Here is a 24,527-nt window from a genome sequence, read left to right on the forward strand (position 1 = left end):
ATTATTTTTTCGTATTCCTAAGCTTATATTTACTTTCTTTATATAAATTTCCAGCCGTAATTACATGTGCTAAAGCATCTTTTGCTAATTCTTCATTTAATTTAACCGGAATTAAAGTGGTGTCATTTTTGATTTCAAACTGAAGTGGTTTCAAATTTGGCTGCATAATAACAACCTGATTCTCGACTCTAAAAGCATTGATATCATTAAACTGCATAATCGATCTTCCTTGTACTTTTGGATCCAGTTTATTTAAGTTTCTACCTACCATTGGTGTTTCAAAAGGAAGGCCTAAATAACTCAATAATGTTGGCGGAATATCTATTTGACTTGCTAATCTATTGTAAACTGCTCCTTTTGGAACTCCAGGTCCCATAATGAATGCCGGAATATGGAATTTATTAATTGGCACTAAATTTTTTCCGTATGTTCTTGTATTATGATCTGCAATTACAATGAAAATAGTATTTTTAAAATAGTCTTCTTTTTTAGCCATTTCGAAGAATTTTCCAATAGAAAAATCAGCATATTTCATGGCGTTATTTACCGTTGCCGGTTTTTTGTCATACGGTTTGATTCTTCCGGCCGGATATTCAAACGGTTCATGATTTGAGGTAGAAAACATCAAAGAAAAGAATGGTTTATCTCCTTTTGATTTGAAATAATTATTGGCTTTAGTAACCAAATCTTCATCAGAATACCCCCAGGTTCCTTTAAAAGCATATTTATTTCCATCTGATTCAAAATCAGTTTGATCTACGATATCAGTAAATCCATTTCCGTTGAAAAATGATGCCATATTATCAAAATTGGCCATTCCTCCGTAAATAAAACTAGTTTCGTAGCCTTTTTGTTTTAAAGCATCAGCAAGAGTAAAAAATCCTTGCTGCGAGTTTCCAAGTTTTACCACACTTTCAGACGGCGATGGCAGAAATCCGGTTACAACCGCTTCAATTCCGCGTACACTTCTGGTTCCGGTACAATATAGATTTGTAAATAACAATCCTTCTTTTGATAGTTTATCAAATTCAGGTGTAAGTGGTTTTCCTCCTAAAATACCAACGTATTCTGCGCCTAAACTTTCCTGCAGAAAAATTACCAGATTATACGGTTTTTTCAAAACAGAATCTGGCTGCTGTACGTGAAGAAACGGAATAGCTGCATCGGTAAAGTCATTTGGACCCGCGATCATGTATTTTTTTACACGTGCAACCGCTTCTGCTTCATCCATTTTACCATACATTTTTGTGTTTCCTTCATTCTTAATCGAATAAGCAGCGAAAGCAACCGTATAAAATGAATTCAATCCTAAGGTGTTCGTCAGCTGATCTGTTGAGAAAACGGCATTACTCGCATTAATAGGACGTTTTGAAGTAAGACTTGAACGTGCACCAAAAAACAATAAAAAAGCCACTAATGGAAAAGCTATTAATTTGAATTTATACTCGGTACTTGTAGTATGAAAATATTTTTTCCCTTTTTTGAAAGCAAAATAAATCACAACTCCCAGAATTAAGAAAGTCACAATGATAGATGTCAGATAACTTTTTAAAAGCATTCCAACGACTTCTTTTGGGTAAATTAGATAATCTAAGAAAATCTTATTTGGACGTGTATCGTATTGTTTTACGAAATCAGGCGAAGCCAATTCTACAAAAAGAATCAGAAACAGAAATAAGAAACTGTAAATTACCAAAAACGAATTGGTAAACTTAATCCATTTATTTGGCAGAAAAGTAATTAAAACCGCCGGAAGAAATGACAAATAACAAAGTAAAATTAAATCCATTCGCAAACCGATTGGAAAAATATACCAGAAATCCGGTGTCTGCTCTACTCTTTCCTTAAAAAGAAAAAACAGAAAAATTCGGCTTAAAGTTGTAATCAGTAATCCGATTAAGATAAAATTGAAAATAGGTTTTAAATAACTTAATTTTTTCATTAGATGATTTTATATTTTAGACAGATAGTAAAGAATACGCACTACTATACGTTTTTATTCTTCGTAACGATTTATTTCTCTGTCGTAAAATTCATTTGCTAAAACAATTAGTCCTTCCATTTCGGCATTCAATTCAGCTTCATCAAGATCTTCGGCTTCTTCCATAAATTCGACCTCATCGTCTTTTAAGTTGATTATAAATCTTGGATAATCAAGGTGAATGATGAAAATATCATCTGGAAAATCAGTATTATCTCCGAGTAAAAATTTAGGTAATTCCATTTTTATTTATTTATGTTTTAGTTTTTATAATTGCCTGCCTTACAGACTAGTTTTCTTTTTTGCCACAGATTACACAGATTAAAAGGATTTTAATTCTAAAACGTTTAACATTTAAATCTGTAAATTTGGTCAATATAATTAAGCTTCAAATTTAATTATTTGAAGATGAATTTGTGATTAATTTCCTGGTTAGAAAATGAAAGCGAATATACAGAAAAATTGCTGCTGCTGTTAACCCGGCCAAAAGTCCTATCCATACACCTTGTGCTTTCAATTCTGTATGTTCGCCTAAATAGTAAGAAATTGGAAAACCAATGATCCAATAAGCAACAAATGTAATATACATAGGCACTTTTACATCCTGTAATCCGCGCAGTGCACCCAGTACCACAACCTGAATTCCATCAGAAATTTGAAAAACAGCCGCAATTAAAAGCAGTTTTGACGCAATTGCTATTACTTCAGTATTATCCAGAATCTGTCCGCTGTTTTCCATATTCAAAAAGATATGAGGAAGATAATTATGGAAAATGATAAACAAAATTGCAAAAAAGGTTTCGAGTATAATGGCCAGTAAAAAAATAGAACGAGCCACAACAATTAGTTTTTTCATATCGTTTAACCCTCTTTGATTACTTACTCTGATCATCGAAGTCACACTTAATCCCATAGCAAACATAAAAGTCATAGAAGCCAGACTCAAAGCAATTTGATTAGCGGCCTGACTGGTTTTTCCAATATTACCGCAAAGCCAGATCGAAGCTGTAAACAATACCACTTCAAAAAGCATCTGCATTGCCGATGGAAAACCGATGCTTATTATTTTTTTTATTGTTGCTTTTTTAATTTCATCAAAACTAAAACTTTTGAAAAAACGCTTTAAATCTTCTCTTCGGGAAAGCATAATGTGCATGAACATTACCAAAAATATTCTTGAAATTACGGTACCAAGTGCCGCACCGATAATTCCCATTTTTGGAAAAATCCAAATTCCGTAAATCAATACATAATTTATCCCAACATGTAGCACATTTGCCATGACCATAGCATACATCGAATATTTTGTCAGCGACATTCCGTCAGCAAATTGTTTGTATCCCTGATACATAATTAAAGGAATCAAAGAGAAAGCAACCCAGTCAAGATATGGTTTTGCGAGTTCAATTACATCAGCCGGCTGCTCTAACATTTCCATAATTGGTTTTGCAAGGACAATTACCCCAAAAAGCATTAACCCTAAAATAGTGCATAAAAACAATCCGTGATGAAATGCTGAACGAATTTTAGTATCGTTTTTCTCAGCATCCCCTTCGGCAACAATTGGAGTTATTGCTGTCGAAAAACCAATTCCCAGAGACATTGCAATAAAGATCATGCTGTTTCCAAGTGAAACGGCAGCCAGTTCTGTACTTCCTAATTTACCAACCATTATATTATCGACTATACCTATTAAAGTATGGCCGACCATTCCTAAAATTACGGGATATGCCAGTTTTAAATTATACGAAAACTCCTTTGTGTACTGCTTTAAATTCACTTTTATTCTTATTTAGTCGGCAAAGATAATCAGAAGCTGTGAATTCTATCCTATTAATAAAAAGATAAGCGAATATTAAGATGAGAATCGACCTACCGTAATATTATATAACGATTTTTAAAAATTATATAACAACCCCAAAAGACCTCTATTTTACTTTTACATTATTAATAATTCATAAATATTTGCCATGAGAAAATTACAATTTATATGCCTAGCTGCTTTTGCTTTTTTATACTCCAACACAACTTTTGCTCAAGAAAACGAAGCAACAAATTACGATCAGGGCTTTAGATTAGGCTTTGGTGTGAATGGTGGAATACCAACCGACAATGATTACAGATGGTCTCTTGGAGGAGATGTTCGTTTACAATACGACTTATCTAAAAGAACATCGCTGACTTTAACTACTGGTTTTACTAACTTATTTATGAAAGACCAAAATGGAGTTGAAGTAAAAGATCTTGGATTTATTCCGGCAAAAGCTGGTTTTAAAGCCTTTGTCTGGGAAGATCAATTTTATGTCTTAGGTGAAGTGGGTGCCGGTTTTGCTGTAACAAACGGTTATGACGACACTACTTTTTTATGGGCGCCAGGAATTGGTTACGCCAACAAATACATTGACATTAGTGTCCGTTATGAGGACTACAATAAATTTAACACCAATCAAGTGGCTTTACGTTTAGCCTATGGTTTTAAATTATAGAAAGAAAAGGTTTATTTTATTTTTTTGTTTTTGGTAACAAACCCGGAAGTTTTCATAGTCTTCCGGGTTTTGTATTTTATACCATTGGTCAAAACAGAAGTACCATTAGTCAAATGATTTTTTAGGATTGATTTAGATCGCGGTAATTCGCAGAAAAATTAATCAAATCATGAACAAAACAGTTTTTTATCTCTCGCAGCTTTTTCTTTTTTTATTGGTTACTATTGCCGCACGATCTCAATCGGGAATTTCGGGCGAATTTAAGGTCGATTATGTTCCTTTTTCTAAATATGTAAGGCCAATAGACAGCACTAAAACAAATGCCGAAAGTAATTTCAAAAGGGCCCAGATTGCTTTTGAAGTTCCTATTTCTTTAAAAACGGACAAATACAACCGTCCCAAAATATGGTCTGTTTTCGTAAATGGAAGTTATGCCAAAATGGAAAACAAAAATTATGAAATTCAAGATCTTCCGTTAGAATTCCAGGGAGGGTATCCGGATGAATTACTCAACACTCAAATTGGTATTAAACACTTGCGATCTATTTCTCCTTCCTGGTCTTTATTGATCTTAACTTCCGTGGGAATTTATACAGATATGGTAGAAATTAATAAAGAGGATGTTTTAATACAAGGAGGAGTTCTTTTTATCAAACACTTTAATCCTAATCTGGCTTTGGGTGTGGGACCCGTTTTAACCAATAGCTTTGGTGTGCCGATGGTGCTCCCGGGAATTTATTTTAACTGGGAATCTACAGGGGCTCTTCATTTTAAAGTTACTTTTCCCGAAGGTGTAGAATTTGGTTACCGAATGTCTGAAAACTTTGACTTAAAACTTGTTGGAGAAATAAGCGGTATGACAGCCGAAACCAAGATTGGAAACAAATCTTCGTTATTAGGATATCAGCAAATTATTGCAGGCTTAAGGCCACAGCTTAAACTTGGTAAACATTGGACTTTAGAACCTACCGCCGGATCTACTCTTGTTCGTAATTTTTCGACTACTAACCGTAAGATTAAAGATATTTTTAAAGAAAAAGATATGGCAGATCCGAAATTTACCACTACTTTTTATGGAGCAGTAGCTCTAAAATGGAAATTCTAGAGCTATCTGCTTAATAAGTTTTTATAAACTACCTCTTTCAATAATGCCTCACGGCGTGTTCTTGAAATAGGTAGTTCTTGTCCTTTTATAAATAATCTTCCGCCGGAAACAGAATCTATATGGGTAATGTTTACGAGAAAAGATTTATGAATTCTAAAGAAAATCTCTGCTGGCAGTGTTTCTTCTAATGAAATCATGGTTTGATGGATAACCAGAACTTTATCTTTAAAATGAAGTTTAGCATAATTCTGCATTCCCTCAATATATAAAATGTCGATCCACGAAATTTTTTGAAATCCTTCTTCCTGCCGCACATACAAAAAGGGATCTAATTGATTTTGTTTTGGAGAATTTATCATTTGATACCATTGTCTTGCTTTTAATGAAGCCTGATAAAAGCGTTGAAACGTAATTGGTTTTAACAAATAATCTACAACCTGTAAACGATACCCGTCTAAGGCATGCTCTGAATAGGCTGTAGTAAAAATCACTAAGGGCGGATTTTCTAACGATTCCAGAAATTCTAAACCTGTTAGATAGGGCATATTAATATCCAGAAATAACAAATCGATCTGTTTTTCCTGTAGGTATGAAGTTGCTTCTAATGCCGAAGCACAGGTGCCCGCAACTTCCAGAAAATCAATTTTAGAAACAAAATCTACAATTCCGTTTCTTGCTATAGGTTCGTCATCAATAACGAGGCATTTCATATTCATAGTTTTTTTGTTTTAGGTTTTCTTTGTTTTTGATTTGGGTTTTATTTTTTAAGATTTCACGCAGATTTTACATTTTTTTTTTAAAATTTAAAAATCCTTTTAATCTTAGAATCTGCGGCAAAAAATTTAACCGCAAAGCATCAGATTAAAAATTCGTGCTAATTAGTGAAATTTGTGGCAAAAAATTAACCGCAAAACACGCAAAGATTTACGCAAAACTCGCAAAATTTTAAGTTAAAAAAGGATGCAAAGAACGTAAAGCATCATATTAAAAGTTCACGCTAATTCGTGCAACTTATGGCAAAAAATCATTTTAGATCTAAAACCACTGTAACCGTAAAATCTGAATTGGTTTTATCAATATTTAATTGATGTTTTTCCGGATATTGAATCGCCAGTCTTTTCTTTACATTCTCAAGACCAAGCCCCTGACTTTTAGAAGGTATTTTATATTGTTCTGTATGAGAATTTTCAATTTTAAAATTCAATTTATTATTTATCTGCTCACAAGATAAATGCACATATCCTTTTTGATTTGGAAGTCGGGAAACATGTTTAAAAGCATTTTCTATTAACGGCACCAAAAGCAAGGGTACGATTTGAAGTTGTCCGTCTTCAATATTCCATTTACTTTTCACTTCCAATTCGTTTCCCCAGCGGGTTTCTTCAACAGCAATCAGATCTTTCAAATATTTAATTTCAAGATGCAGCGGTACATATTCTTTATTGCATTCATATAACTGATATCGTAAAATATCTGAAAACTGAACCAATAAAACCGATGCCAATTGTACATTACTCTGCATCAGAATATGAATATGATTTAAAACATTAAACATCAAATGCGGATTTATCTGATCTTGCAAAATCTTGATCTGTGCTTCTAAATGAACTTGCTGTAATTGGGCGTGGTTTTTTTCAATTACACTATGTTCCTGATAAAATCGAAGTCCGCAAGCCGTACCGCAAATTAAAATTGCGGCCGGAATACTGCCGCAGAATCGTGCCCATAAAAACTGAAGTGAATTTAGAGTTCCCTCTTCGGGATAAATCCTTGCACGCGAAGCTGCATCTGAAAAAACGGTATAAATTATTGCCAGACAAAAAGACAACAGCAATACGACAATAATACTTTGTACTGCAAACCAACTCATTTTATTTTTCTTTAAAGCTCTTGGTAATATCACATCACTAAGAAAATGAGCTAAAAATGCGGAAGAAATTAATACTAAAACGGCCTGATAAGTAGCTGATCGAATATCGTAACCCTCTATCATTTGTGCCCAAATGGTTATACCAAGTATAAACCAAAAGAAAACTAAAAATATCCAGTGCCGATTTTTATATTTTGTAATCATCTAAGAAGAAATATATAATTATAAAAAACTTTGTGTTCAAAAATACCCCTATATTTTGTAAAGGAACAGCAAAGAACCAAAAAGATTCTTTGCTGTACATAGGGTGAAACGATAAAGGGTCAAATTATAAGAAAAAATATCCAACACCAACGTTAAACGAATTTGGCTTAGAATTAAAATTTTTGCTCACATTATTTAGTCCGCCCTGATAGGTAAAATCGACAGTAAATTTCCAAACCTCAACTCCTGCTCCAACCTGATATCCAATGTTAAATTTGTCGAATTTTTTATAGGCATCCTTCAATTGGTTTAGTGATGAAAAATTTTCATCTAAAACATACGAATAAACTCCTCCTGCAAAAACCCTGACATTTAAAGCCGAAACATCAATCACTTTATAACCAATAACCAATGGCATTTCGATACTTCTCCATTTTGCATTTTTAGATTCAGAAAGAGCGCTTTTTTCAATTTTAGAAGATTTTTCGCTGTATAGGATTTCATTTTGAATATAAAATCTTTTGTAATCAAATCGCGCCATAACGCCGCCAAAATAGCCAAAAGCATATTCCGAATTCAAACTCTCTGAAACTGGTAATTCAGAATAATTAGAACCTCCTTTTATCCCAACATGAATTGGAAACGAAGATTGAGCATTCAGTTTAGAAGAAATTAACCCCAATAAAAAAACAGCGGTCAGTAATAACATTTTGTACATGTTCATGATAATAGTTTTATTAATTTGATGCAAAGGAGCACAAATGACAACCGCTATTAAAATTAGTTTGATGAACTACATTGTTGTTTTGACCAACGGAATTTTTAAGATTTTCTGTTATGAATTTACCTGAAATTTCAAAGCAAAAAAAAGAGCCTTATTTAGACTCTTTTGTTAGCTGTTCTTTATAAAGCGCAAAATTGGCTTTAATTTTATCGTCGAGTTCCGGTACTTTAATATCCGTATATTTTTTCATTTCTTCCCAAATAATTTTTGCTACGATATAACGTGCCATGTCTTTATCATCGGCAGGAATAACATACCAGGGCGCATGTTCTTTAGAGGTTTTATTTATAGCATCTTCATAATATTCCTGATATTCATCCCAGTGTTCACGTTCTTTTAAATCGCCTGGAGAAAATTTCCAATTGTGTTTTCCTTCTTCAAGTCGGCGTAACAATCGCTGACGTTGTTCTTCTTTGCTCAAATGCAAAAAAAACTTCAGGACAATGGTTCCATTTTCGGCAATATGACTTTCAAAATTATTGATTTGCTCTATTCTGTTTTTCCAGAATTTAGGCGTAATATCATCAACCGAATTAATTCCTGGCAAATTCTCCGCCAGAATAAATTCCGGATGTACACGTGTTACCAAAACATTCTCATAATGCGTTCGGTTAAAAATCGCAAACTTTCCTTTCTCCGGCAAAGCGATATAATGACGCCATAAATAATCATGTTCCAGTTCAGTTGAGTTTGGCGTTTTAAAACTATGCACCACAACTCCGCGCGGATTAAATTCTTTAAAAACTTCTCTGATCAGGCTGTCTTTTCCGGAAGTATCCATTCCCTGAAGACAAATTAAAACCCCGTATTTATTGTGCGCATACATTATATCCTGAAACTCGCTCAGTTTGGCCTGAACCTTATCCAGTTTTTCTTCCTTTTCCTCATCATTTGCATCAACATCCAGCAAAGTTGGAATTTTACTTAATTTAATTTTATCGGTAACTTTAAAATCTTTTGGATCTATTGATTTCATATCATTTTCATTTATATATATCATAAATATACTACTTTTACGAATTCCGATAACTATCGGAACTGCTATTCATTGCAATACTTTTTCAAAATACAATTCATGGAAAAATTCACATTAGAAATATTATTTCAAATCATCGGAATCGGTTCAGCATCAGGATTATTTTATAATAATGACGCACTTTATATTATTGGCGATAACAGCGGATTCTTATACGAATACAATATGCAGAATCAACAGCTGAACCAACACGCTTTAATTGAGAATCCTTCGCAAAACATTCCAAAAAACCTAAAACCCGATTTTGAATCCTTAACGCATCATAACGATACACTTTATGTTTTTGGGTCCGGCTCTACTGAAAACCGAAACAAAATGATTGAATTTGATTTAAAATCAAAAACGGTTTCGAAAAAAAATAATTTAGTCGATTTATATGCCGTAATGCAAAATTTCGGTTCTATTAAACCGGAAGATTTTAATTTGGAAGGCGCTATTTTCGACGGCGAAAATTGGTACTTGTTCAACCGCGGCAACGGAATTTCGAACAAAAACACCATTTTTACTATTCACGCTAAAAGTCTGGGAGATGAATTTGCATTGATTTCAGTAAATTACAAACTTCCAAAAATAAAAGGCGTTCGTTCCAGCTTTACAGATGCTGTTATAGTCGAAGACAAAATTTACTTTCTATCTACTGCCGAAGACACAAAATCAACTTACGACGACGGCGAAATCCTGGGAAGTTTCATTGGCCGAATCGATCTTAAAACCATGAAAATCGATTTTACTCAAAAAATAACTTCAACGAATAAATTTGAAGGTTTGACTTTCTATAAAAAAGAAAATAACAAAATTGAGTTTTTACTTTGTGAAGATAATGATACGGATCTTTTAGAAACTAAGATTTTTAAATTGAGTTTGCCGGCTAAGTAACATAATTTCTATGAAAAAAGTAATTCTTTCGTTGATAATAGTTTCTATTCTTTTGGCCGGAGGTTATTCATTATATTATTTTCAAATAAGAAAAACAAAAAAGGAAGATTTAAAAACTTTTTCAGATTTGAAGAACCTCGAGGCAAATATAAAAAACGATTATTTCAAGACTTTAAGTCCAAAAGATTTAGATCCAAAATCATTTATTAAGCTTTTTACTGAGAAATATAACAAAGACTCCAAACTAAATTTTGTAACAATGATTGGCGATTTTCCTAAAAATTGGGTAAAGCCAAATGATATACAGTATTTAATCTCAATAATGAGATCTAAAGAAAAATGTTGTGGATATATGAATATATTTTCCTCTACTATTTCAAATGATAATGGAGAAGTCGGTGGTTTTGCCATAATTTTTTTAAACTCATATATTTCAAAAACCAAAATTATTATGGGTCTGAATTGCAATCCTAAAACAGATAAAGAATCTGTTAGGAAGATAGAAAAATGGTATCAAAATACAGCAAATAAAAATTAAAAGCATTGTATGTCATTGCGAGAAACATACTACACAAAAACGCATTACATTGTGTATCAACAACAAAACCTTTGTAACTTTGATTCTTTGCAACTTTGAAGCTTTAAAAAAAAACTTTTTTTCATTCCTGTCCCAACCTTTTTATCTTTTTCGCTCTCTTTATAATTAAAGATCAAAATTGTGATAAACGAAACCCATATTTCTAACTGCAAAAAAATGAACCGCGATGCGCAGCGTCAGGTTTATGAGCACATGGCTCCAAAATTGTATCGCGTTTGCAAACGATACCTCAAAAAGGAAGAAGAAATCGAAGAAGCTCTTGCCGACGCTTTCTATACTATATTTACGAAACTGGATCAGCTCAAAGAAGAAAAAGCTTTTGAAGCCTGGGCCAGAAAAATAACCGTTAATCACTGTTTGGCAACCATCAAGAAACATACTAATTTCAATATGTATCTTGATGATGTAAAAGTACTTTCGCAGCCTTTTACAGATGAAGTGAACGCATTAGAAGAAGAAGATTTACTCAATTTATTAAACCATATTCCGGATGGCTGCAAAACTGTTTTTAACCTTTTTGTTATAGAAGGTTTCGGACATAAAGAAATTGCGGCAATGCTTAATATTTCTGAAGGCACTTCAAAATCGCAATTGAATGCCGCCAAAACCAAGCTGAAAGAATTAGTAAATAAATTGTATTATCAAAAAGCAAAATAGTCATGGACAATCAAGATAAAATATTCAACAAATTTAAGGAAGCTGCCGATAATGCAGAAACCAAAGATTTTCCGGGAATGGAAAAGATCTGGTCGCGTGTTGAAGAAAAACTCGACAGAAAAGAAGATAGAAAAACCATTTCTCTTTGGAAAAAAATTGCGGTTGCTGCTTCTCTTCTATTAGTAGTTTCTTTAGGATATCAGTTTTTAAAAACGGATAAAAAAGAAATACTCGAAACCCCTAAAGTAGTAGTAAATGAAACTGCAAAAGAAACTATTGAAAATACTGCTGTAGAAAAAAACAAAGCAGTAGTTTCTTCAGATTCGCAATTGGTTCCGAAAGAAGAAGCCGTTAAAATCCTTAAAAAACAAATCGAGCAGCAAGAAAATGTTGCTGTTCATGAAGTACAAGTTTCACCAATGGGGGCTGGTTCTCCAGTTGTAAGCCAATCTCCCAATTATGAAATTGTGACGCCGGCTCCAGTATTTTCAGAAGAAGCGAGAGAAGAAGAACCAGAAGAAAATACTCTGGCAAAATCTAAAGCAAAAACGGAGCAAAGTTTCGGTTATGCAAAGAAAACAGAAAGAGAAACCTTTAAAGCTTCTGCAGCAGAAATGCAGGCCCGAGCACCCAGAAAAAGTGCGCCTTTGGTTATATTAAACGGAAATGCCATGGCTGACAGCAACGATGCCAAAAAAGATAAAATGATGCAGAATGAACTCCCGAATCTAAATCCGGAAAATGTAGATTCACTTGTAGTTCTTGACAATCCTTTATACATCATCGACGGTATTTATTATTCAGAAAATGATTTATTTGGAAATAATCCAACAAGTCCTTACGCACCTTTAGATAAACAGGACATAAAAACCATCACCATTTTACAAGACCTTGAAGCTACTTCAAAATATGGCGAAAAAGGAAAAAAAGGAGTGGTTATCATAACTACCAAAGCAGGAAAACCGGCTTTAAAGAAATAGCCAAAAACTCAAAAAATCTTTGTCAGAGTTTAACGCTCTGACAAAGATAAAATCACAACATTCACTTAAAACTTATTATCATGAAAAGTCTAAAACTTATTTCATCAGCCATTACTATGCTTATATGTTTCGTAACAATGGCACAAGAAAGAACAATTACAGGAACGGTTACTGATATTTACTCAGGAGCGCTTCCGGGAGTTAACGTTTATATTAAAAAAACAAAAACTACAGCGACTACCAACTATGATGGACAGTACAGTATTAAAGCACAAAAAGGAGACATTCTCGTTTTTAGCTTTGTTGGAATGGACACACAAAGCATTACTGTAAAAGATTCTAATGTTATCAATGTTATACTAAAAGAAAACACTAATCAGCTGCAGGAAGTTGTTATGGTAGGTTACGGCACATCAAAATCCAGAAAGAAAATGACAACAGCATCGACTACTATAGTTCGAGGTTCGGTTGCGGGAGTTCAGATTTCTTCAAATAATCAATATATGCCGGCCCCAAGTGTTGCCATGCGCAGTGCAGAAACTATTTCTTCTAACAATGAACCAATGTATATTGTAGATGGTGTTCCGATAAAAGCAGATCAAATGGCAAAAATTAATCCGAATGATATTGACGATGTAAAAGTTTTAAAAGATCAATCAGCTTCTGCTATTTACGGAAACAAAGCAGCAAATGGTGCAGTTGTAATTGTGACGAAAAATGAGCTTTACAAAAATCTTTCGGAAGCAGAATTAGATCAAAAATTAAATATCATCAGACCTGCTGCTTCCCAGCCTGCTCAGGAAGATTACAATACTTTTGTAGAAAATGCTTTTGAAAGTCCAAAAACAGCGCCGCTTTCTACTTTTTCTATTGATGTCGATAATGCATCTTACACCAACATCAGACGTTTTTTAAACAGCGGACAAGAAGTTCCAAAAGATGCTGTACGCGTTGAAGAAATGGTAAACTTTTTTAAATACAATTATCCACAGCCAAAAAACGAACATCCGTTTTCTATCAATACAGAAGTAAGCGATTCTCCCTGGAACTCAAAAAATAAAATCCTTAAAATTGGTTTGCAGGGAAAAAACATCCCAACAGACGATTTACCGGCATCTAATCTGGTTTTCCTAATTGATGTTTCGGGTTCAATGGAAGACATGAACAAATTGCCTCTGCTAAAACAATCCATGAAAATACTGGTAAACGAATTACGCCCAAAAGACAAAGTAGCAATCGTGGTTTATGCCGGAGCAGCCGGAATGGTTTTGGCTCCAACTTCTGGCGATGAGAAAAAAACAATCATTAAAGCGCTTGATAAATTAGAAGCAGGAGGAAGCACAGCAGGAGGCGCCGGAATTGAGCTGGCCTATAAAATTGCATCAGAAAACTTTATAAAAAGCGGCAACAACAGAGTAATTCTGGCAACTGACGGTGATTTTAACGTGGGAAGTTCTTCTAACTCTGATATGGAAAAATTAATCGAAGAAAAAAGAAAAACCGGCGTTTTCTTAACCTGTCTGGGCTACGGAATGGGAAATTATAAAGACAGTAAAATGGAAATTCTTGCTGATAAAGGAAACGGGAATTATGCTTATATCGACAATATTCAGGAAGCCAATCGTTTTCTTGGAAAAGAATTTAAAGGTTCGATGTTTGCCATTGCAAAAGATGTAAAAATCCAGATTGAATTCAACCCAAAACAAGTTCAGGCGTATCGATTAATTGGCTACGAAAACAGAAAACTTCGTCCCGAAGATTTTAAAAACGATGCCATAGATGCAGGAGAATTAGGAAGCAACCATACCGTTACGGCTTTGTATGAAATTATTCCGGCCGGTGTAAAAAGCGATTATTTAAATATTCAGCCAGATGATTTAAAATATACCAAAACCGAAACAAATGCGCCTAATTATACAAATGAACTGGCAACTATAAAATTCCGTTACAAAAAACCAGACGGTGAAAAAAGCATCGAAATGATTCAGGTTATCGGCAGCAAATCGGTTAGTTTAGATAAAGCAAGTGACGATTTTAAATTTAGTACTGCCGTGGCCTGGTTCGGACTAAAATTGAGAGATTCAAAATTAATTGCTGAAAAATCTTCAGAAGATATTGCTGCATTAGCGCAACAGGGAATGTCGAACGATAAAGGAGGATATAAAGCCGAATTTATTCGCCTTGTTGAAACTTCTGACCAGTATAATTAATAAATATTTCTTTACATTTGGGCTTTATTCCAAACACTAATTTTTATATAAACGTATGAACCCAATTTTAAGCCAGAATCTATTTTTAGTTAAAGAACATATCGGAATGTTTAAAGCCGCTAACAATTATGACATATACGATCCTCAAACGAATCAGATAATCATGAACTGCCGAGAAAATAATCTTGGTTTTTTCACTAAAGTATTTCGTTTTACAGATTACAAAAGAGCAACACCTTTTAATATTGAAATCACAACAGCATCTGGAGAGAAATTAATTTCTGTAAAAAGAGGAATTGCCATTTTCCGTTCAACAGTTGAAGTTTTTGACGAAAAAGACAGATTGATTGGAACATTCAAACAAAAATTCTTTTCTATTGGAGGAAAATTTGATATTCTGGACAAAAACGAAAAACCAGTTGCAACATTACAAGGAAAATGGACAGGCTGGGATTTTAAATTCTCGCACGAAAACAAACAACTGGCTCAGGTAAGCAAAAAATGGGCAGGACTTGGCAAAGAGTTTTTTACCAGCGCTGATAACTATGTACTTCAAATTGAAGAAACTGTAGCGCAGGACAGCCCGCTTAGACAATTAATTCTTGCAGCTGTAATGTGTATCGATATGGTTCTTAAAGAATAATAAAGTTGTTAAACTTAGATTAAGAAAATACTTAAAAGCATCATTTTAGTTTTCAAAAGTTTTATTTTTGTTAGACTTAAAATGATGCTTTCTGCATTTCTAAAACATAAATCATGACAGACTTAAAAAATAAAAACGCGCTTATAACCGGCGCCGGAAAAGGAATTGGAAAAGCCATTGCTATTGCTTTGGCAAAAGAAGGCGTAAACGTCATTTTAGTTGCAAGAACGCAAGCCGATGTTGATCAGCTGGCAGTGGAAACAACTAATTTAGGTGTAAAATCTTTGGCTTTATCTGCTGATGTTTCTGATATAAACTCTGTAAATGCTGCTGTCGAAAAAGCTTTAGCCGAATTTAAAACGATTGACATCTTAATCAATAATGCCGGAATTGGTGCTTTTGGAAAATTCCTGGAACTGGAACCAGCTGACTGGGAAAGAATCATTCAGGTTAACTTAATGGGAACTTACTATACAACTCGCGCCGTGATTCCAAACATGATCGAAAGACAAACGGGTGATATTATCAATATTTCTTCCACTGCGGGATTAAACGGAAATGCTGTAACAAGTGCTTACAGTGCTTCAAAATTTGCTGTTTTAGGATTAACAGATTCATTAATGCAGGAAATGAGAAAACACAATATTCGTGTTACAGCTTTAACGCCAAGTACAGTGGCTACTGATCTGGCAATTGATTTAAAGCTAACTGATGGAAATCCTGAAAAAGTAATGCAGTCTGAAGATATCGCCGAATTGATTATCGCACAGCTGAAATTAAACCGACGCGTTTTCATAAAAAACAGCAGTATTTGGTCTACTAATCCTTAAAAAAATTAAATTTCAAATTTTTAAATTCCAATCTCCAACAAACTTTGTCAAAGTTTAAAACTTTGACAAAGTTCTTAACAGCCTTAATAAAAAACCACATGGAACAATATTTAAGACAATTAATTGCCATAGAATTTCAGGATAAGAAAGAAATTTTTACCGGTTTTCTTATTGATTATTCTGATGATTGGATTTTACTCCGAAATAATCCGGTTGATTATATTTTGGATGGTTATGTAATTTTGAAAAACAAAAATATTGAAGCCGTTCACCGGGATCAGGATTTGGCTTTTACAGAAAAAGTAATCCGATTGAAAGGTTTAAAAACTAATGCCGAAGATATTATCCCGATTAGAGATTTGAATTCTATTTTAAATTTCATCAATAATAAACATGGTATTTTTCAGATCTCGAAAAAATCTGCCAAATCGGCCTATTTAGGAAAACTGATTTCTCTGACTGATGAAGAACTTTTAATTGATTTTCTGGATACAAGAGGCCAGTTTGGCGGAGAACTTAGTTTTAACCCTGAAAAAATAAGAGTGATTGAATTTGATACGGACTATATTAATTCTTTGAAATTGGTAATTCCGGAGAATCAGAAATAATTTTTAATAAAACAGAAAAGCCCTTTATAAAAGGGCTTTTCTGTTTTTTGTCATTCCGAGTAACGAGAAATGACAATACTCTGCGTATATTTTTTAAGCTTCTGCTAATTTATTTACAAACTCCAGACGAACACTTCCGTCTTCGTCAATTTTTGTTAAATTGATTTCTTGTAACGTATTTACCAATTCTGGATTCCAAGGTGTTTTTACTTTTACGTAATTTTCTGTAAAACCGTGAATGTAGCCTTCTTTATTTTCACTTTCAAATAAAACCGTTCTATTGGTTCCTAATTGACTTTCGTAAAAAGCACGGCGTTTTTTAACTGATAAACCACGCAGCATTTTGCTTCTTTTTGCTCTAACATTAGCAGGAACAACTCCCGGCATATCAACAGCTTCTGTATTATCTCTTTCGGAATAAGTAAAAACATGCAGATACGAAATATCCATTTCATTTAAAAAATGATACGTTTCTAAGAAATGCTCATCAGTTTCACCAGGAAAACCAACAATAACGTCTACGCCAATACAAGCTTGCGGCATTACTTCTCTAATTTTGTTTACACGATCTGTATATACTTCGCGTAAATAACGACGTTTCATCAGCTTTAAAATATCATTGCTTCCTGATTGCAGCGGAATATGAAAATGAGGTACAAAAGTTCTGCTTTTTGAAACAAAATCGATCGTTTCATTTTTCAATAAATTAGGTTCAATAGATGAAATTCGAAGACGTTCGATTCCTTCAACCTCGTCTAAAGCTTTAACTAAATCAAGAAAAGTATGTTCGTGTTTTTTATTCCCAAATTCTCCTTTTCCGTAATCCCCGATATTTACTCCGGTTAAAACAATTTCTCGTATGTTTTGCGCCGAAATTTCTTTGGCATTTTTTAAGACATTTTCTAAAGCATCACTTCTTGAAATGCCTCGCGCCAGAGGAATTGTGCAATAGGTACATTTATAATCGCAGCCGTCCTGAACTTTTAAGAACGCACGGGTACGATCGCCAATAGAATAACTTCCCACATAAAAATCGGCTTCGGCAATTTCGCATGAATGAACTTCACCCATATCGTTTTTACTCAAATCGTGAATATAGTCGGTGATTTTAAATTTTTCTGTAGCTCCTAAAACCAAATCAACACCATCAACTGCCGCTAATTCTTCCGGCTTTAATTGTGCATAACATCCAACTGCGGCAACAAAAGCTTTATCATTTAACTTCATTGCTTTTTTTACAACCTGCTTAAACTGCTTATCTGCATTATCTGTTACAGAGCAGGTATTGATCACATATATATCTGCAACATCTTCAAAATCGACACGATCAAAACCTTCATCATTAAAGTTTCTGGCAATCGTAGAGGTTTCTGAAAAATTCAATTTGCAGCCAAGCGTATAAAAAGCAACTTTTTTTCTATTTTCCATAGGAATACACTACATTTATAAGTAGTAAGATATTATATTTACATCTCTTTTGAGGAGTTTGCAAATTTACATACAATATTCTTTAAAATAAAATCAATAATACACTATATATCAACATTTTGCATTAAACATCTATTTTAAAACACATTAAAAAATAAAATAACAATTTAAAATGCCTCTCAATTTGATGTATTAAAAAGAGAATCAATTTTAATTCAATAAGAATAAAATGACAAAAACATCGATTAAGTGCAAATTTTATCGATTAAATACATTTTTTTGAGCTTTAAATTAAAATTTTCTTACATTTAACTTTGTTTAGATATTTTGGTGATTTAATCAGAAATATAAAAAAATTAAGTGTTAATATTAATATTATAACAAATCATGCATAACAATTTTGAATTTCAATCGTTATGTTGTTGTTTTGTTACTAAAAAAACGAATGGGAAGGCCGAAAACCAGAAAGAGTAGGCAACAATTAAAAATTAAAAACCCCACTATGAAAGCATTTTTACCCACAATCTGCTTGATGTTCTTAACCATTTTTAGTTCGCAAGCGCAAACTAATGCCCCAGCTGCAACTGCTAATCCATTTCCATCAATTAGTACTTTAACAAATTGGGCGAGTTTAAATTCGCAGTCACAATTTGATATCGCAATTCGTGCAGTTGGATTTAAATTTGAAGTAAAAGAGCCAGGTGAAGGATCAACAGCTTATACTTACATTCGTAAAGTAACTGTAAACGAAGTAAATTATACTGACAGAATTGTTTACAGAATTACCAATAATAATTCAGCAAGTATTATCTCTTTAGTAACGGCTTCTACAGATTTAGTAAGTTTATATACTCCGCAATTGGCAACATTCAAAAATAACAATTGTAAAACTGAAATGTCTAAAGATAAAAACACTACTTGCAGCTGTTATGAAAGCGCAAATTTTGCAATCGATCTTTGCGACGAGCGTGTAAAACTTACAATGGGTGACGGAAATAAATATTTTGTTTCTGTAGCTAAAAAATAATTTAAGAAACGACGTTTTCCAAATCTTTGCAAACTTTACTAAAAGCTTTCAAAGATTTGGAACGCATTTCTTAGAAAATTACAAGTTTGGATTTTTTATCTTGTACCAAACTTCCATTTCTCCTTCATATTCAAAAGAGTTTACAAATTGTAAACCCAGTTTCTCGAGAATCTTTCTTGAGTTATCATTCCCTTCATCTGCAAAGGCATATACAGCTTCAACTTTCATTTCGTTGAATGCATGATCTATAAAAGCTTTTCCGGCCTCGGTTGCATAACCTTTACCCCAATGTTTTTCTATAAAACGATAACCAATTTCGTAAAAATTTTTATGGTTATTAATCTCATCCGTAATAAATTTTATGCCAGACCAGCCAATAAATTCATTGGTTTCTTTAAGAATAACAGCCCAGCGCCCGGTTCCAAAATCTTTGTATTGCTGCTGCAGATTTTCGATGTATGCTGCGCTTTGTTCAATGGTAGTAACTGGTTTATTTCCGAGGTAAATATGAACATTCGGATTAGAATCCAATTCGAACATTCCATCAACATCTGAAAAAAGCACTTCCCGTAATAGCAAACGTTCTGTTTCAATTGGATTTTTCATCAGAAATTAATTTAGAATATATTTTTGAACTACTTCAGCAACACCATTATTATTATTTGAAGCTACTATTAAATCGGCTTTATCACGTAATTCAGGCGTAACGTTATCAACCCAAACTCCTAGCCCGGCATATTCAATCATGGTCAAGTCATTTCCTGCATTCCCCACAGCGATAATTTCACTTTGATGAATTCCCAGTTTTTCGGCTAATTTCTTCAAGCTCGCCGCTTTGTCGATTCCGTTTTGAGCCACTTCAAGGAAAAAAGGTTTAGACATTGAAACACTTAAATGAGGCATTGCAGCTTTTAAATCTTTCTCTATTTCTTTTAAATAAGCAGGATCTTCTAATAAAATACATTTAACGGCTGGTCTGTCTACAGTATCTTTAAAACTAGAAACTTTAAGATGATGCATTCCGGTAATTTCTTTTTCAATCTCAATATACTCAGAGTCTGTTTCGCTTATAATTTCCTCATCCAGATATGTTATAATGTGCGTTTTCATTTTCACACTATAATCATATAATTCGTGAATTTGTTCCGGAGTTAATTTCTGTTCAAACAAAACAAGATCATCTTTTACACGGCTTATAATAGCGCCATTATAGGAAAGCATATAAGAATCGTTCAAATCTAATTCAAGCTCTTTGGCGTAAGCTGTCATAGCCAAAGTAGGACGCCCAGAAGCCAAAACAACATAAACTCCTTTTGCCTGCGCTTCTAATAATACTTTTTTATTTAAATCTGAAATTTTGTGGTCGTCTGTCAACAAGGTATCATCCATGTCGAGAACTAACATTTTGTATTGCATTTTTTTTAGTTTTCAGTTTTCAGTCTCAGTAAGCAGTTTTTTCATACTGAAAACTGAGACTGAAAACTTTTAAAGACTCATTCTAAATTCTTCAATAACCGGATTTGCTTTTGCAAAATCTGTTTCCTGAATAAAAACCTCAACTGCCAAATCTGTACCGCCAAAACCTCCTAAACGAGCCGATTGAATATTATCTTTTTTTAATGTTTCTACACCAGCTTCTTCTAATCTTTCCTGTAAAGCAATAGCTAATACTTCGCTTCCTGAATATACCTTCATTAATCCCATGACATTTATTTTTTTATAATTATTATTTTAGTTTTCACTCTCAATTTGCAGTAAGAAAAAAAACTGAAAACTGTGACTATCTATTCTTCCTGAATATCCTCTTCTTCTTCGTCAAGTTCCTCCTCACCTTCTTCATCCATATCAAATAAATAAGGTTCAAGAAGCATTTTATCTGCCAAAATTTCGATTCGTTCTGTTAGCGTTTCAGCAAAAATCAAGCGCTGTGTTTTGGCAATACTGTTTGAAATACGCATGATTTTAGTTTCGTGACGTAATTTCAAAATTGGGTCTGCATCATCTAAAATAAACATTTTCAAACGGTTGACATTGTAACCGGCAGTAGAAAACATATCGCTCAATTTATTTGGAGTTCCAATTAAAACATCGATTCCGGTTGAAACATAATTTTTATCGTAATCCATATCGCCCTTGTCGTGTACACCATAAACTTCGAGATTGGTATATTTACCGTACTTCTCAAAAAGCTCTTCCATTTCAAGAACTTTCGCTTTATCCTCAACAATAATCAAAGCACGCGGCGATTCTTCGGTTTTTCCTGCCAATTGCTGAATTACATTCAAAACAATCGTAGTTGTTTTTCCGCTTTTTTCTGGAGAAATAATTATACAATCGGCACCACTTTTTATCGTCGAGAACGTCTCCATCTGCAAAACGTTTGCTTCTGTTAAACCGTTTTCAATTAATCCGTCTTGTAGTTTCTCGTTTATTTTTTTTAGTTTCATTTTTTTTTATGCTTTAAGCTTTAAGCTATACGCTGTAAGCAAAAATTATTTTTAAATTTTCAGCTTTAGGCTTTAGGCATTAAGCCATAGGCAAAAAACTTTTATGTCATAGCTTAAGGCTAAAAGCTTACTGCTTATCGCCTAAAGTGCAAAGCACCTATTTGCTTGCAAACAATTTCACATCGGTTTCAGAGATTTCGTTTCCTCCTAAAATGATTAATCTTTCAACCACATTTCTAAGTTCACGAATATTTCCGGTCCAATCATACTCCTGTAATAATTTTATAGCCTGCGCCGAAAATACTTTCACCACATTTCCTTGTTCAGAAGCAATTTTAGCCGCAAAATGTCGTATCAAAGCCGGAATATCATCGCGTCTTTCATTTAATGGCGGTACTTTTATCAAAATAACAGCCAGACGGTGGTATAAATCTTCACGGAAACGCCCTTCGGCAATTTCTGTTTTTAAATCTTTGTTTGTTGCAGCTACAACGCGAACATCAACTTTAATATCTTTATCTGCACCAACTCGGGTAATCATGCTTTCCTGAAGTGCTCGTAAAACTTTGGCTTGCGCCGAAAGACTCATATCGCCAATTTCGTCTAAGAAAATAGTTCCTTTATCTGCTGCTTCAAACTTTCCGGCACGATCTTTCACTGCTGATGTAAAAGCACCTTTTACGTGTCCAAATAATTCACTTTCTATTAATTCACTCGGAATCGCCGCGCAGTTTACTTCGATTAAAGGGAAATTAGATCGTTCGCTTTTTTCGTGTAACTGATGCGCCACTAATTCTTTTCCGGTTCCGTTTGGTCCCGTAATTAAAACTCTGGCTTCGGTTTGAGCTACTTTATCAATCATCATTTTTATATGATTAATAGATTCGCTCTCGCCTATCATTTCGTAGTTCTTGCTGACTTTTTTCTTCAGAATTTTATTTTCAACAACTAATTGTTTTTTGTCTAAAGCGTTACGAACTGTATTTAGTAAACGATTTAAATCTGGTGGTTTTGAGATATAATCAAAAGCGCCTAAACGCATAGTGTGAATTGCTGTTTCCATATCGCCATGACCTGAAATCATCACCATCGGAATCTCTGGTTTTATTTTTTTTACTTCTTCTAAAACCTCAACACCATCTAATTTTGGCATTTTAATATCGCACAAAACCAAATCGTAATCGTTGTTTTTTATTTTTTCAAGACCAGCGGCACCATCCTCGGCCTCATCAACCTGATACGCATCATTTTCTTCTGATAAAATTTTCACCAAAACTCTTCTAATCGCCGCTTCGTCTTCTATAATTATTATTTTACTCATTTTTTCTAAGGTTCTGAGTTACTAAGATACTGAGGTTTTTCTTAGAAGAAGCTAAAAAACCTTAGCAACTCAGAACCTTAGAATCTTAGCAACTTTAAAAATTAATATTTAAGCCATTTATACAATTCCTTCCAGGTTGGTTTTTTGCCGTACATTAAAATACCTACACGGTAAATCTTGGCAGCGAACCAAACAACAAGGAAAAAGGTAGCAAACAATAATGATACCGAAATTGCAATTTGCCACCACGGCACACCAAACGGAATACGCATTAACATAACGATTGGCGACGTAAGCGGAATCATTGAAAATACAACGGCAACTGTTCCGTGCGGATCATTCACTACAGTAAAAAATCCAATATAAACACTAAGAATTAAGGGCATTAATATTGGCAGTAAAAATTGCTGCGAATCGGTTTGATTGTCCACTGCTGCACCAATTGCCGCATAAAACGAACTGTATAAAAAATATCCTCCGATGAAATAAACCACAAAGCCAATTATGATACTGGCAATAGGCAGGTTCCATAATTCGGCAATATACATTTGCGCAGATCCTGAAAGTTCGTGTTGTGCAGACTGCATTAATTCTGGCGAAATTCGGGCTGTCGGGCCAACGTTAACTCCAAAAAATGCCGAAGCTGCAAACATTAATCCCAGACCAATAATCGCCCAAATCATAAATTGCAAAATTCCGGCCAATGAAGTTCCCACAATTTTACCAATCATTAATTGAAATGGTTTTACAGATGATATAATGATTTCGATAATTCGGTTTGTTTTTTCTTCAATTACGCTTCGCATTACCATATTTCCGTAAATGATAATAAACATCATAATCAGATAACCAAAAGCACCGCCAATTGCTATTTTGATTTCGTTTAAACCTTTTAAACTTTCTTCTCCAGAAGCTTTAACCAAATGGATATTTACATTTGACTGTGCTTTTTGAATAGCCAGCGTATCCAGTTTGGCTTTCTCCAGATTTAGCTTTGTAATTTTTGTTCCGATAATATCCTGCGTGTTTTCTATAAAAGAAATACTGGGGCTGTTATTCGAAATAAATTCAATTTTACTTTCTAAATCTTTCGTGTCAATTGTTTTTGGGATCACAATTAAACCGCTGAAATTTTCTTTTGTAATGCTGTCTTTCAACGCTTTTACATCAATTTCAGATAAATTAAGATATTTAAATTCGGCACCTTTTTTATTCTCCTTTAAAAAATCTGCGGCAAAAAGTCCGGTTTCATCATGAATTGCGATACGTTTTGTTTCTGCTTTCATCGAACTCAAATAACCGATGAATACGGCAATCGCCACAAACAAAAGCGGACTCAAAAAAGTCATGACAACAAAAGATTTATTGCGGACTTTGGCAATAAACTCTCTTTTTATAATCAACGAGATAATACTCATAAATATTTATAATTTTCG

Annotated in this window: 25 protein-coding genes; 11 read left to right on the plus strand and 14 right to left on the minus strand. The window is 33.7% G+C overall.

Translation table 11 applies throughout. The annotated features are described in order from the left end of the window. Position 1: 1 nt before the first annotated feature. From BKM63_RS01180 to BKM63_RS01190, 3 genes are all read right to left on the minus strand, one after another. Complete coding sequence (locus BKM63_RS01180; protein WP_071634856.1) at positions 2–1,942, minus strand: LTA synthase family protein; 1,941 nt, start codon at positions 1,940–1,942, stop codon at positions 2–4. A 54-nt stretch (positions 1,943–1,996) separates the two neighbouring features. Beyond that, positions 1,997–2,224, minus strand: coding sequence for a hypothetical protein (locus tag BKM63_RS01185; protein ID WP_017495128.1), 228 nt, complete (start codon positions 2,222–2,224; stop codon positions 1,997–1,999). Positions 2,225–2,375: 151 nt separating this feature from the next. Beyond that, positions 2,376–3,761 (minus strand): MATE family efflux transporter, encoded by a 1,386-nt coding sequence (locus tag BKM63_RS01190; RefSeq protein WP_071634857.1) that lies wholly within the window; start codon positions 3,759–3,761, stop codon positions 2,376–2,378. Positions 3,762–3,951: 190 nt separating this feature from the next. Between BKM63_RS01190 and BKM63_RS01195 the strand changes: the two genes are divergently transcribed. Both BKM63_RS01195 and BKM63_RS01200 read left to right on the plus strand, forming a co-directional pair. Then, the gene (locus tag BKM63_RS01195) at positions 3,952–4,467 is read left to right on the plus strand and encodes a hypothetical protein (protein ID WP_071634858.1); all 516 of its coding nucleotides are present in this window, start codon (positions 3,952–3,954) and stop codon (positions 4,465–4,467) included. Between the two features lie 169 nt (positions 4,468–4,636). Beyond that, positions 4,637–5,572 (plus strand): DUF6268 family outer membrane beta-barrel protein, encoded by a 936-nt coding sequence (locus tag BKM63_RS01200; RefSeq protein ID WP_071634859.1) that lies wholly within the window; start codon positions 4,637–4,639, stop codon positions 5,570–5,572. A 2-nt stretch (positions 5,573–5,574) separates the two neighbouring features. Here the strand turns inward: BKM63_RS01200 and BKM63_RS01205 are convergent, their stop codons facing one another. From BKM63_RS01205 to BKM63_RS01220, 4 genes are all read right to left on the minus strand, one after another. Then, a complete protein-coding gene (locus tag BKM63_RS01205) occupies positions 5,575–6,288 on the minus strand; it encodes a LytR/AlgR family response regulator transcription factor (protein WP_207539231.1) in 714 nt (237 codons plus the stop codon). 308 nt (positions 6,289–6,596) lie between these two features. After that, positions 6,597–7,442 carry a sensor histidine kinase gene (locus tag BKM63_RS01210; protein WP_242661076.1) on the minus strand — a complete coding sequence of 282 codons (846 nt, stop codon included), beginning with the start codon at positions 7,440–7,442 and terminating at the stop codon, positions 6,597–6,599. Positions 7,443–7,770: 328 nt separating this feature from the next. Continuing rightward, positions 7,771–8,370 carry a porin family protein gene (locus BKM63_RS01215; RefSeq protein ID WP_083572153.1) on the minus strand — a complete coding sequence of 200 codons (600 nt, stop codon included), beginning with the start codon at positions 8,368–8,370 and terminating at the stop codon, positions 7,771–7,773. 151 nt (positions 8,371–8,521) lie between these two features. After that, positions 8,522–9,406, minus strand: coding sequence for a PPK2 family polyphosphate kinase (locus BKM63_RS01220; protein ID WP_071634862.1), 885 nt, complete (start codon positions 9,404–9,406; stop codon positions 8,522–8,524). Between the two features lie 99 nt (positions 9,407–9,505). On the opposite strand from BKM63_RS01220, the gene BKM63_RS01225 reads away from it, so the two are divergent. The 8 genes from BKM63_RS01225 to BKM63_RS01260 all read left to right on the plus strand — a co-directional run bounded on the left by BKM63_RS01225 (position 9,506) and on the right by BKM63_RS01260 (position 16,868). Then, entirely contained in the window at positions 9,506–10,342 is an 837-nt protein-coding gene (locus BKM63_RS01225; protein ID WP_071634863.1) for a DUF6929 family protein, read from the plus strand. 10 nt (positions 10,343–10,352) lie between these two features. Next, complete coding sequence (locus BKM63_RS01230) at positions 10,353–10,880, plus strand: hypothetical protein (RefSeq protein WP_071634864.1); 528 nt, start codon at positions 10,353–10,355, stop codon at positions 10,878–10,880. Between the two features lie 216 nt (positions 10,881–11,096). Further along, positions 11,097–11,597: an RNA polymerase sigma factor gene (locus BKM63_RS01235; RefSeq protein ID WP_071634865.1), complete on the plus strand. Its 501-nt coding sequence runs from the start codon at positions 11,097–11,099 to the stop codon at positions 11,595–11,597. A gap of 2 nt (positions 11,598–11,599) precedes the next feature. Beyond that, the gene (locus BKM63_RS01240; protein WP_071634866.1) at positions 11,600–12,577 is read left to right on the plus strand and encodes a hypothetical protein; all 978 of its coding nucleotides are present in this window, start codon (positions 11,600–11,602) and stop codon (positions 12,575–12,577) included. Positions 12,578–12,657: 80 nt separating this feature from the next. Beyond that, complete coding sequence (locus BKM63_RS01245) at positions 12,658–14,787, plus strand: vWA domain-containing protein (protein WP_071634867.1); 2,130 nt, start codon at positions 12,658–12,660, stop codon at positions 14,785–14,787. Positions 14,788–14,842: 55 nt separating this feature from the next. After that, complete coding sequence (locus BKM63_RS01250) at positions 14,843–15,430, plus strand: LURP-one-related/scramblase family protein (protein ID WP_071634868.1); 588 nt, start codon at positions 14,843–14,845, stop codon at positions 15,428–15,430. Positions 15,431–15,543: 113 nt separating this feature from the next. Then, a complete protein-coding gene (locus BKM63_RS01255) occupies positions 15,544–16,260 on the plus strand; it encodes a 3-ketoacyl-ACP reductase (RefSeq protein WP_071634869.1) in 717 nt (238 codons plus the stop codon). A gap of 98 nt (positions 16,261–16,358) precedes the next feature. Continuing rightward, entirely contained in the window at positions 16,359–16,868 is a 510-nt protein-coding gene (locus tag BKM63_RS01260; protein WP_071634870.1) for a hypothetical protein, read from the plus strand. Positions 16,869–16,961: 93 nt separating this feature from the next. Here the strand turns inward: BKM63_RS01260 and mtaB are convergent, their stop codons facing one another. Then, a complete protein-coding gene (gene mtaB, locus BKM63_RS01265) occupies positions 16,962–18,296 on the minus strand; it encodes a tRNA (N(6)-L-threonylcarbamoyladenosine(37)-C(2))-methylthiotransferase MtaB (protein ID WP_071634871.1) in 1,335 nt (444 codons plus the stop codon). A gap of 502 nt (positions 18,297–18,798) precedes the next feature. Between mtaB and BKM63_RS01270 the strand changes: the two genes are divergently transcribed. Then, a complete protein-coding gene (locus tag BKM63_RS01270) occupies positions 18,799–19,323 on the plus strand; it encodes a hypothetical protein (protein ID WP_071635058.1) in 525 nt (174 codons plus the stop codon). Positions 19,324–19,401: 78 nt separating this feature from the next. Here BKM63_RS01270 and BKM63_RS01275 read toward each other — a convergent pair whose 3' ends face one another. The 6 genes from BKM63_RS01275 to BKM63_RS01300 all read right to left on the minus strand — a co-directional run bounded on the left by BKM63_RS01275 (position 19,402) and on the right by BKM63_RS01300 (position 24,509). Further along, entirely contained in the window at positions 19,402–19,929 is a 528-nt protein-coding gene (locus BKM63_RS01275) for a GNAT family N-acetyltransferase (protein WP_071634872.1), read from the minus strand. Between the two features lie 6 nt (positions 19,930–19,935). Then, a complete protein-coding gene (locus tag BKM63_RS01280; protein WP_071634873.1) occupies positions 19,936–20,739 on the minus strand; it encodes a Cof-type HAD-IIB family hydrolase in 804 nt (267 codons plus the stop codon). A 69-nt stretch (positions 20,740–20,808) separates the two neighbouring features. Beyond that, positions 20,809–21,027, minus strand: coding sequence for a putative signal transducing protein (locus BKM63_RS01285; RefSeq protein WP_071634874.1), 219 nt, complete (start codon positions 21,025–21,027; stop codon positions 20,809–20,811). A gap of 80 nt (positions 21,028–21,107) precedes the next feature. Beyond that, the gene (locus tag BKM63_RS01290; protein ID WP_071634875.1) at positions 21,108–21,770 is read right to left on the minus strand and encodes a DEAD/DEAH box helicase; all 663 of its coding nucleotides are present in this window, start codon (positions 21,768–21,770) and stop codon (positions 21,108–21,110) included. A 157-nt stretch (positions 21,771–21,927) separates the two neighbouring features. Further along, positions 21,928–23,091: a sigma-54-dependent transcriptional regulator gene (locus BKM63_RS01295; RefSeq protein ID WP_071634876.1), complete on the minus strand. Its 1,164-nt coding sequence runs from the start codon at positions 23,089–23,091 to the stop codon at positions 21,928–21,930. A 101-nt stretch (positions 23,092–23,192) separates the two neighbouring features. Further along, on the minus strand, positions 23,193–24,509 hold the full coding sequence (locus BKM63_RS01300; RefSeq protein WP_071634877.1) for an ABC transporter permease: 1,317 nt from the start codon (positions 24,507–24,509) through the stop codon (positions 23,193–23,195). Positions 24,510–24,527 lie beyond the last annotated feature (18 nt).

The sequence above is a fragment of the Flavobacterium johnsoniae genome, from assembly GCF_001879205.1.
Lineage (GTDB): Bacteria > Bacteroidota > Bacteroidia > Flavobacteriales > Flavobacteriaceae > Flavobacterium > Flavobacterium johnsoniae_A.

Coding starts and splice junctions, on each gene's coding strand:
- BKM63_RS01180 (WP_071634856.1), bottom strand. CDS start 1,942: ATGAAAAAATTAAGTTATTTAAAACCTATTTTCAATTTTATCTTAATC.
- BKM63_RS01185 (WP_017495128.1), bottom strand. CDS start 2,224: ATGGAATTACCTAAATTTTTACTCGGAGATAATACTGATTTTCCAGAT.
- BKM63_RS01195 (WP_071634858.1), top strand. CDS start 3,952: ATGAGAAAATTACAATTTATATGCCTAGCTGCTTTTGCTTTTTTATAC.
- BKM63_RS01200 (WP_071634859.1), top strand. CDS start 4,637: ATGAACAAAACAGTTTTTTATCTCTCGCAGCTTTTTCTTTTTTTATTG.
- BKM63_RS01205 (WP_207539231.1), bottom strand. CDS start 6,288: ATGAATATGAAATGCCTCGTTATTGATGACGAACCTATAGCAAGAAAC.
- BKM63_RS01210 (WP_242661076.1), bottom strand. CDS start 7,442: ATGAGTTGGTTTGCAGTACAAAGTATTATTGTCGTATTGCTGTTGTCT.
- BKM63_RS01215 (WP_083572153.1), bottom strand. CDS start 8,370: ATGAACATGTACAAAATGTTATTACTGACCGCTGTTTTTTTATTGGGG.
- BKM63_RS01220 (WP_071634862.1), bottom strand. CDS start 9,406: ATGAAATCAATAGATCCAAAAGATTTTAAAGTTACCGATAAAATTAAA.
- BKM63_RS01225 (WP_071634863.1), top strand. CDS start 9,506: ATGGAAAAATTCACATTAGAAATATTATTTCAAATCATCGGAATCGGT.
- BKM63_RS01230 (WP_071634864.1), top strand. CDS start 10,353: ATGAAAAAAGTAATTCTTTCGTTGATAATAGTTTCTATTCTTTTGGCC.
- BKM63_RS01235 (WP_071634865.1), top strand. CDS start 11,097: ATGAACCGCGATGCGCAGCGTCAGGTTTATGAGCACATGGCTCCAAAA.
- BKM63_RS01240 (WP_071634866.1), top strand. CDS start 11,600: ATGGACAATCAAGATAAAATATTCAACAAATTTAAGGAAGCTGCCGAT.
- BKM63_RS01245 (WP_071634867.1), top strand. CDS start 12,658: ATGAAAAGTCTAAAACTTATTTCATCAGCCATTACTATGCTTATATGT.
- BKM63_RS01250 (WP_071634868.1), top strand. CDS start 14,843: ATGAACCCAATTTTAAGCCAGAATCTATTTTTAGTTAAAGAACATATC.
- BKM63_RS01255 (WP_071634869.1), top strand. CDS start 15,544: ATGACAGACTTAAAAAATAAAAACGCGCTTATAACCGGCGCCGGAAAA.
- BKM63_RS01260 (WP_071634870.1), top strand. CDS start 16,359: ATGGAACAATATTTAAGACAATTAATTGCCATAGAATTTCAGGATAAG.
- mtaB (WP_071634871.1), bottom strand. CDS start 18,296: ATGGAAAATAGAAAAAAAGTTGCTTTTTATACGCTTGGCTGCAAATTG.
- BKM63_RS01270 (WP_071635058.1), top strand. CDS start 18,799: ATGAAAGCATTTTTACCCACAATCTGCTTGATGTTCTTAACCATTTTT.
- BKM63_RS01275 (WP_071634872.1), bottom strand. CDS start 19,929: ATGAAAAATCCAATTGAAACAGAACGTTTGCTATTACGGGAAGTGCTT.
- BKM63_RS01280 (WP_071634873.1), bottom strand. CDS start 20,739: ATGCAATACAAAATGTTAGTTCTCGACATGGATGATACCTTGTTGACA.
- BKM63_RS01285 (WP_071634874.1), bottom strand. CDS start 21,027: ATGGGATTAATGAAGGTATATTCAGGAAGCGAAGTATTAGCTATTGCT.
- BKM63_RS01290 (WP_071634875.1), bottom strand. CDS start 21,770: ATGAAACTAAAAAAAATAAACGAGAAACTACAAGACGGATTAATTGAA.
- BKM63_RS01295 (WP_071634876.1), bottom strand. CDS start 23,091: ATGAGTAAAATAATAATTATAGAAGACGAAGCGGCGATTAGAAGAGTT.
- BKM63_RS01300 (WP_071634877.1), bottom strand. CDS start 24,509: ATGAGTATTATCTCGTTGATTATAAAAAGAGAGTTTATTGCCAAAGTC.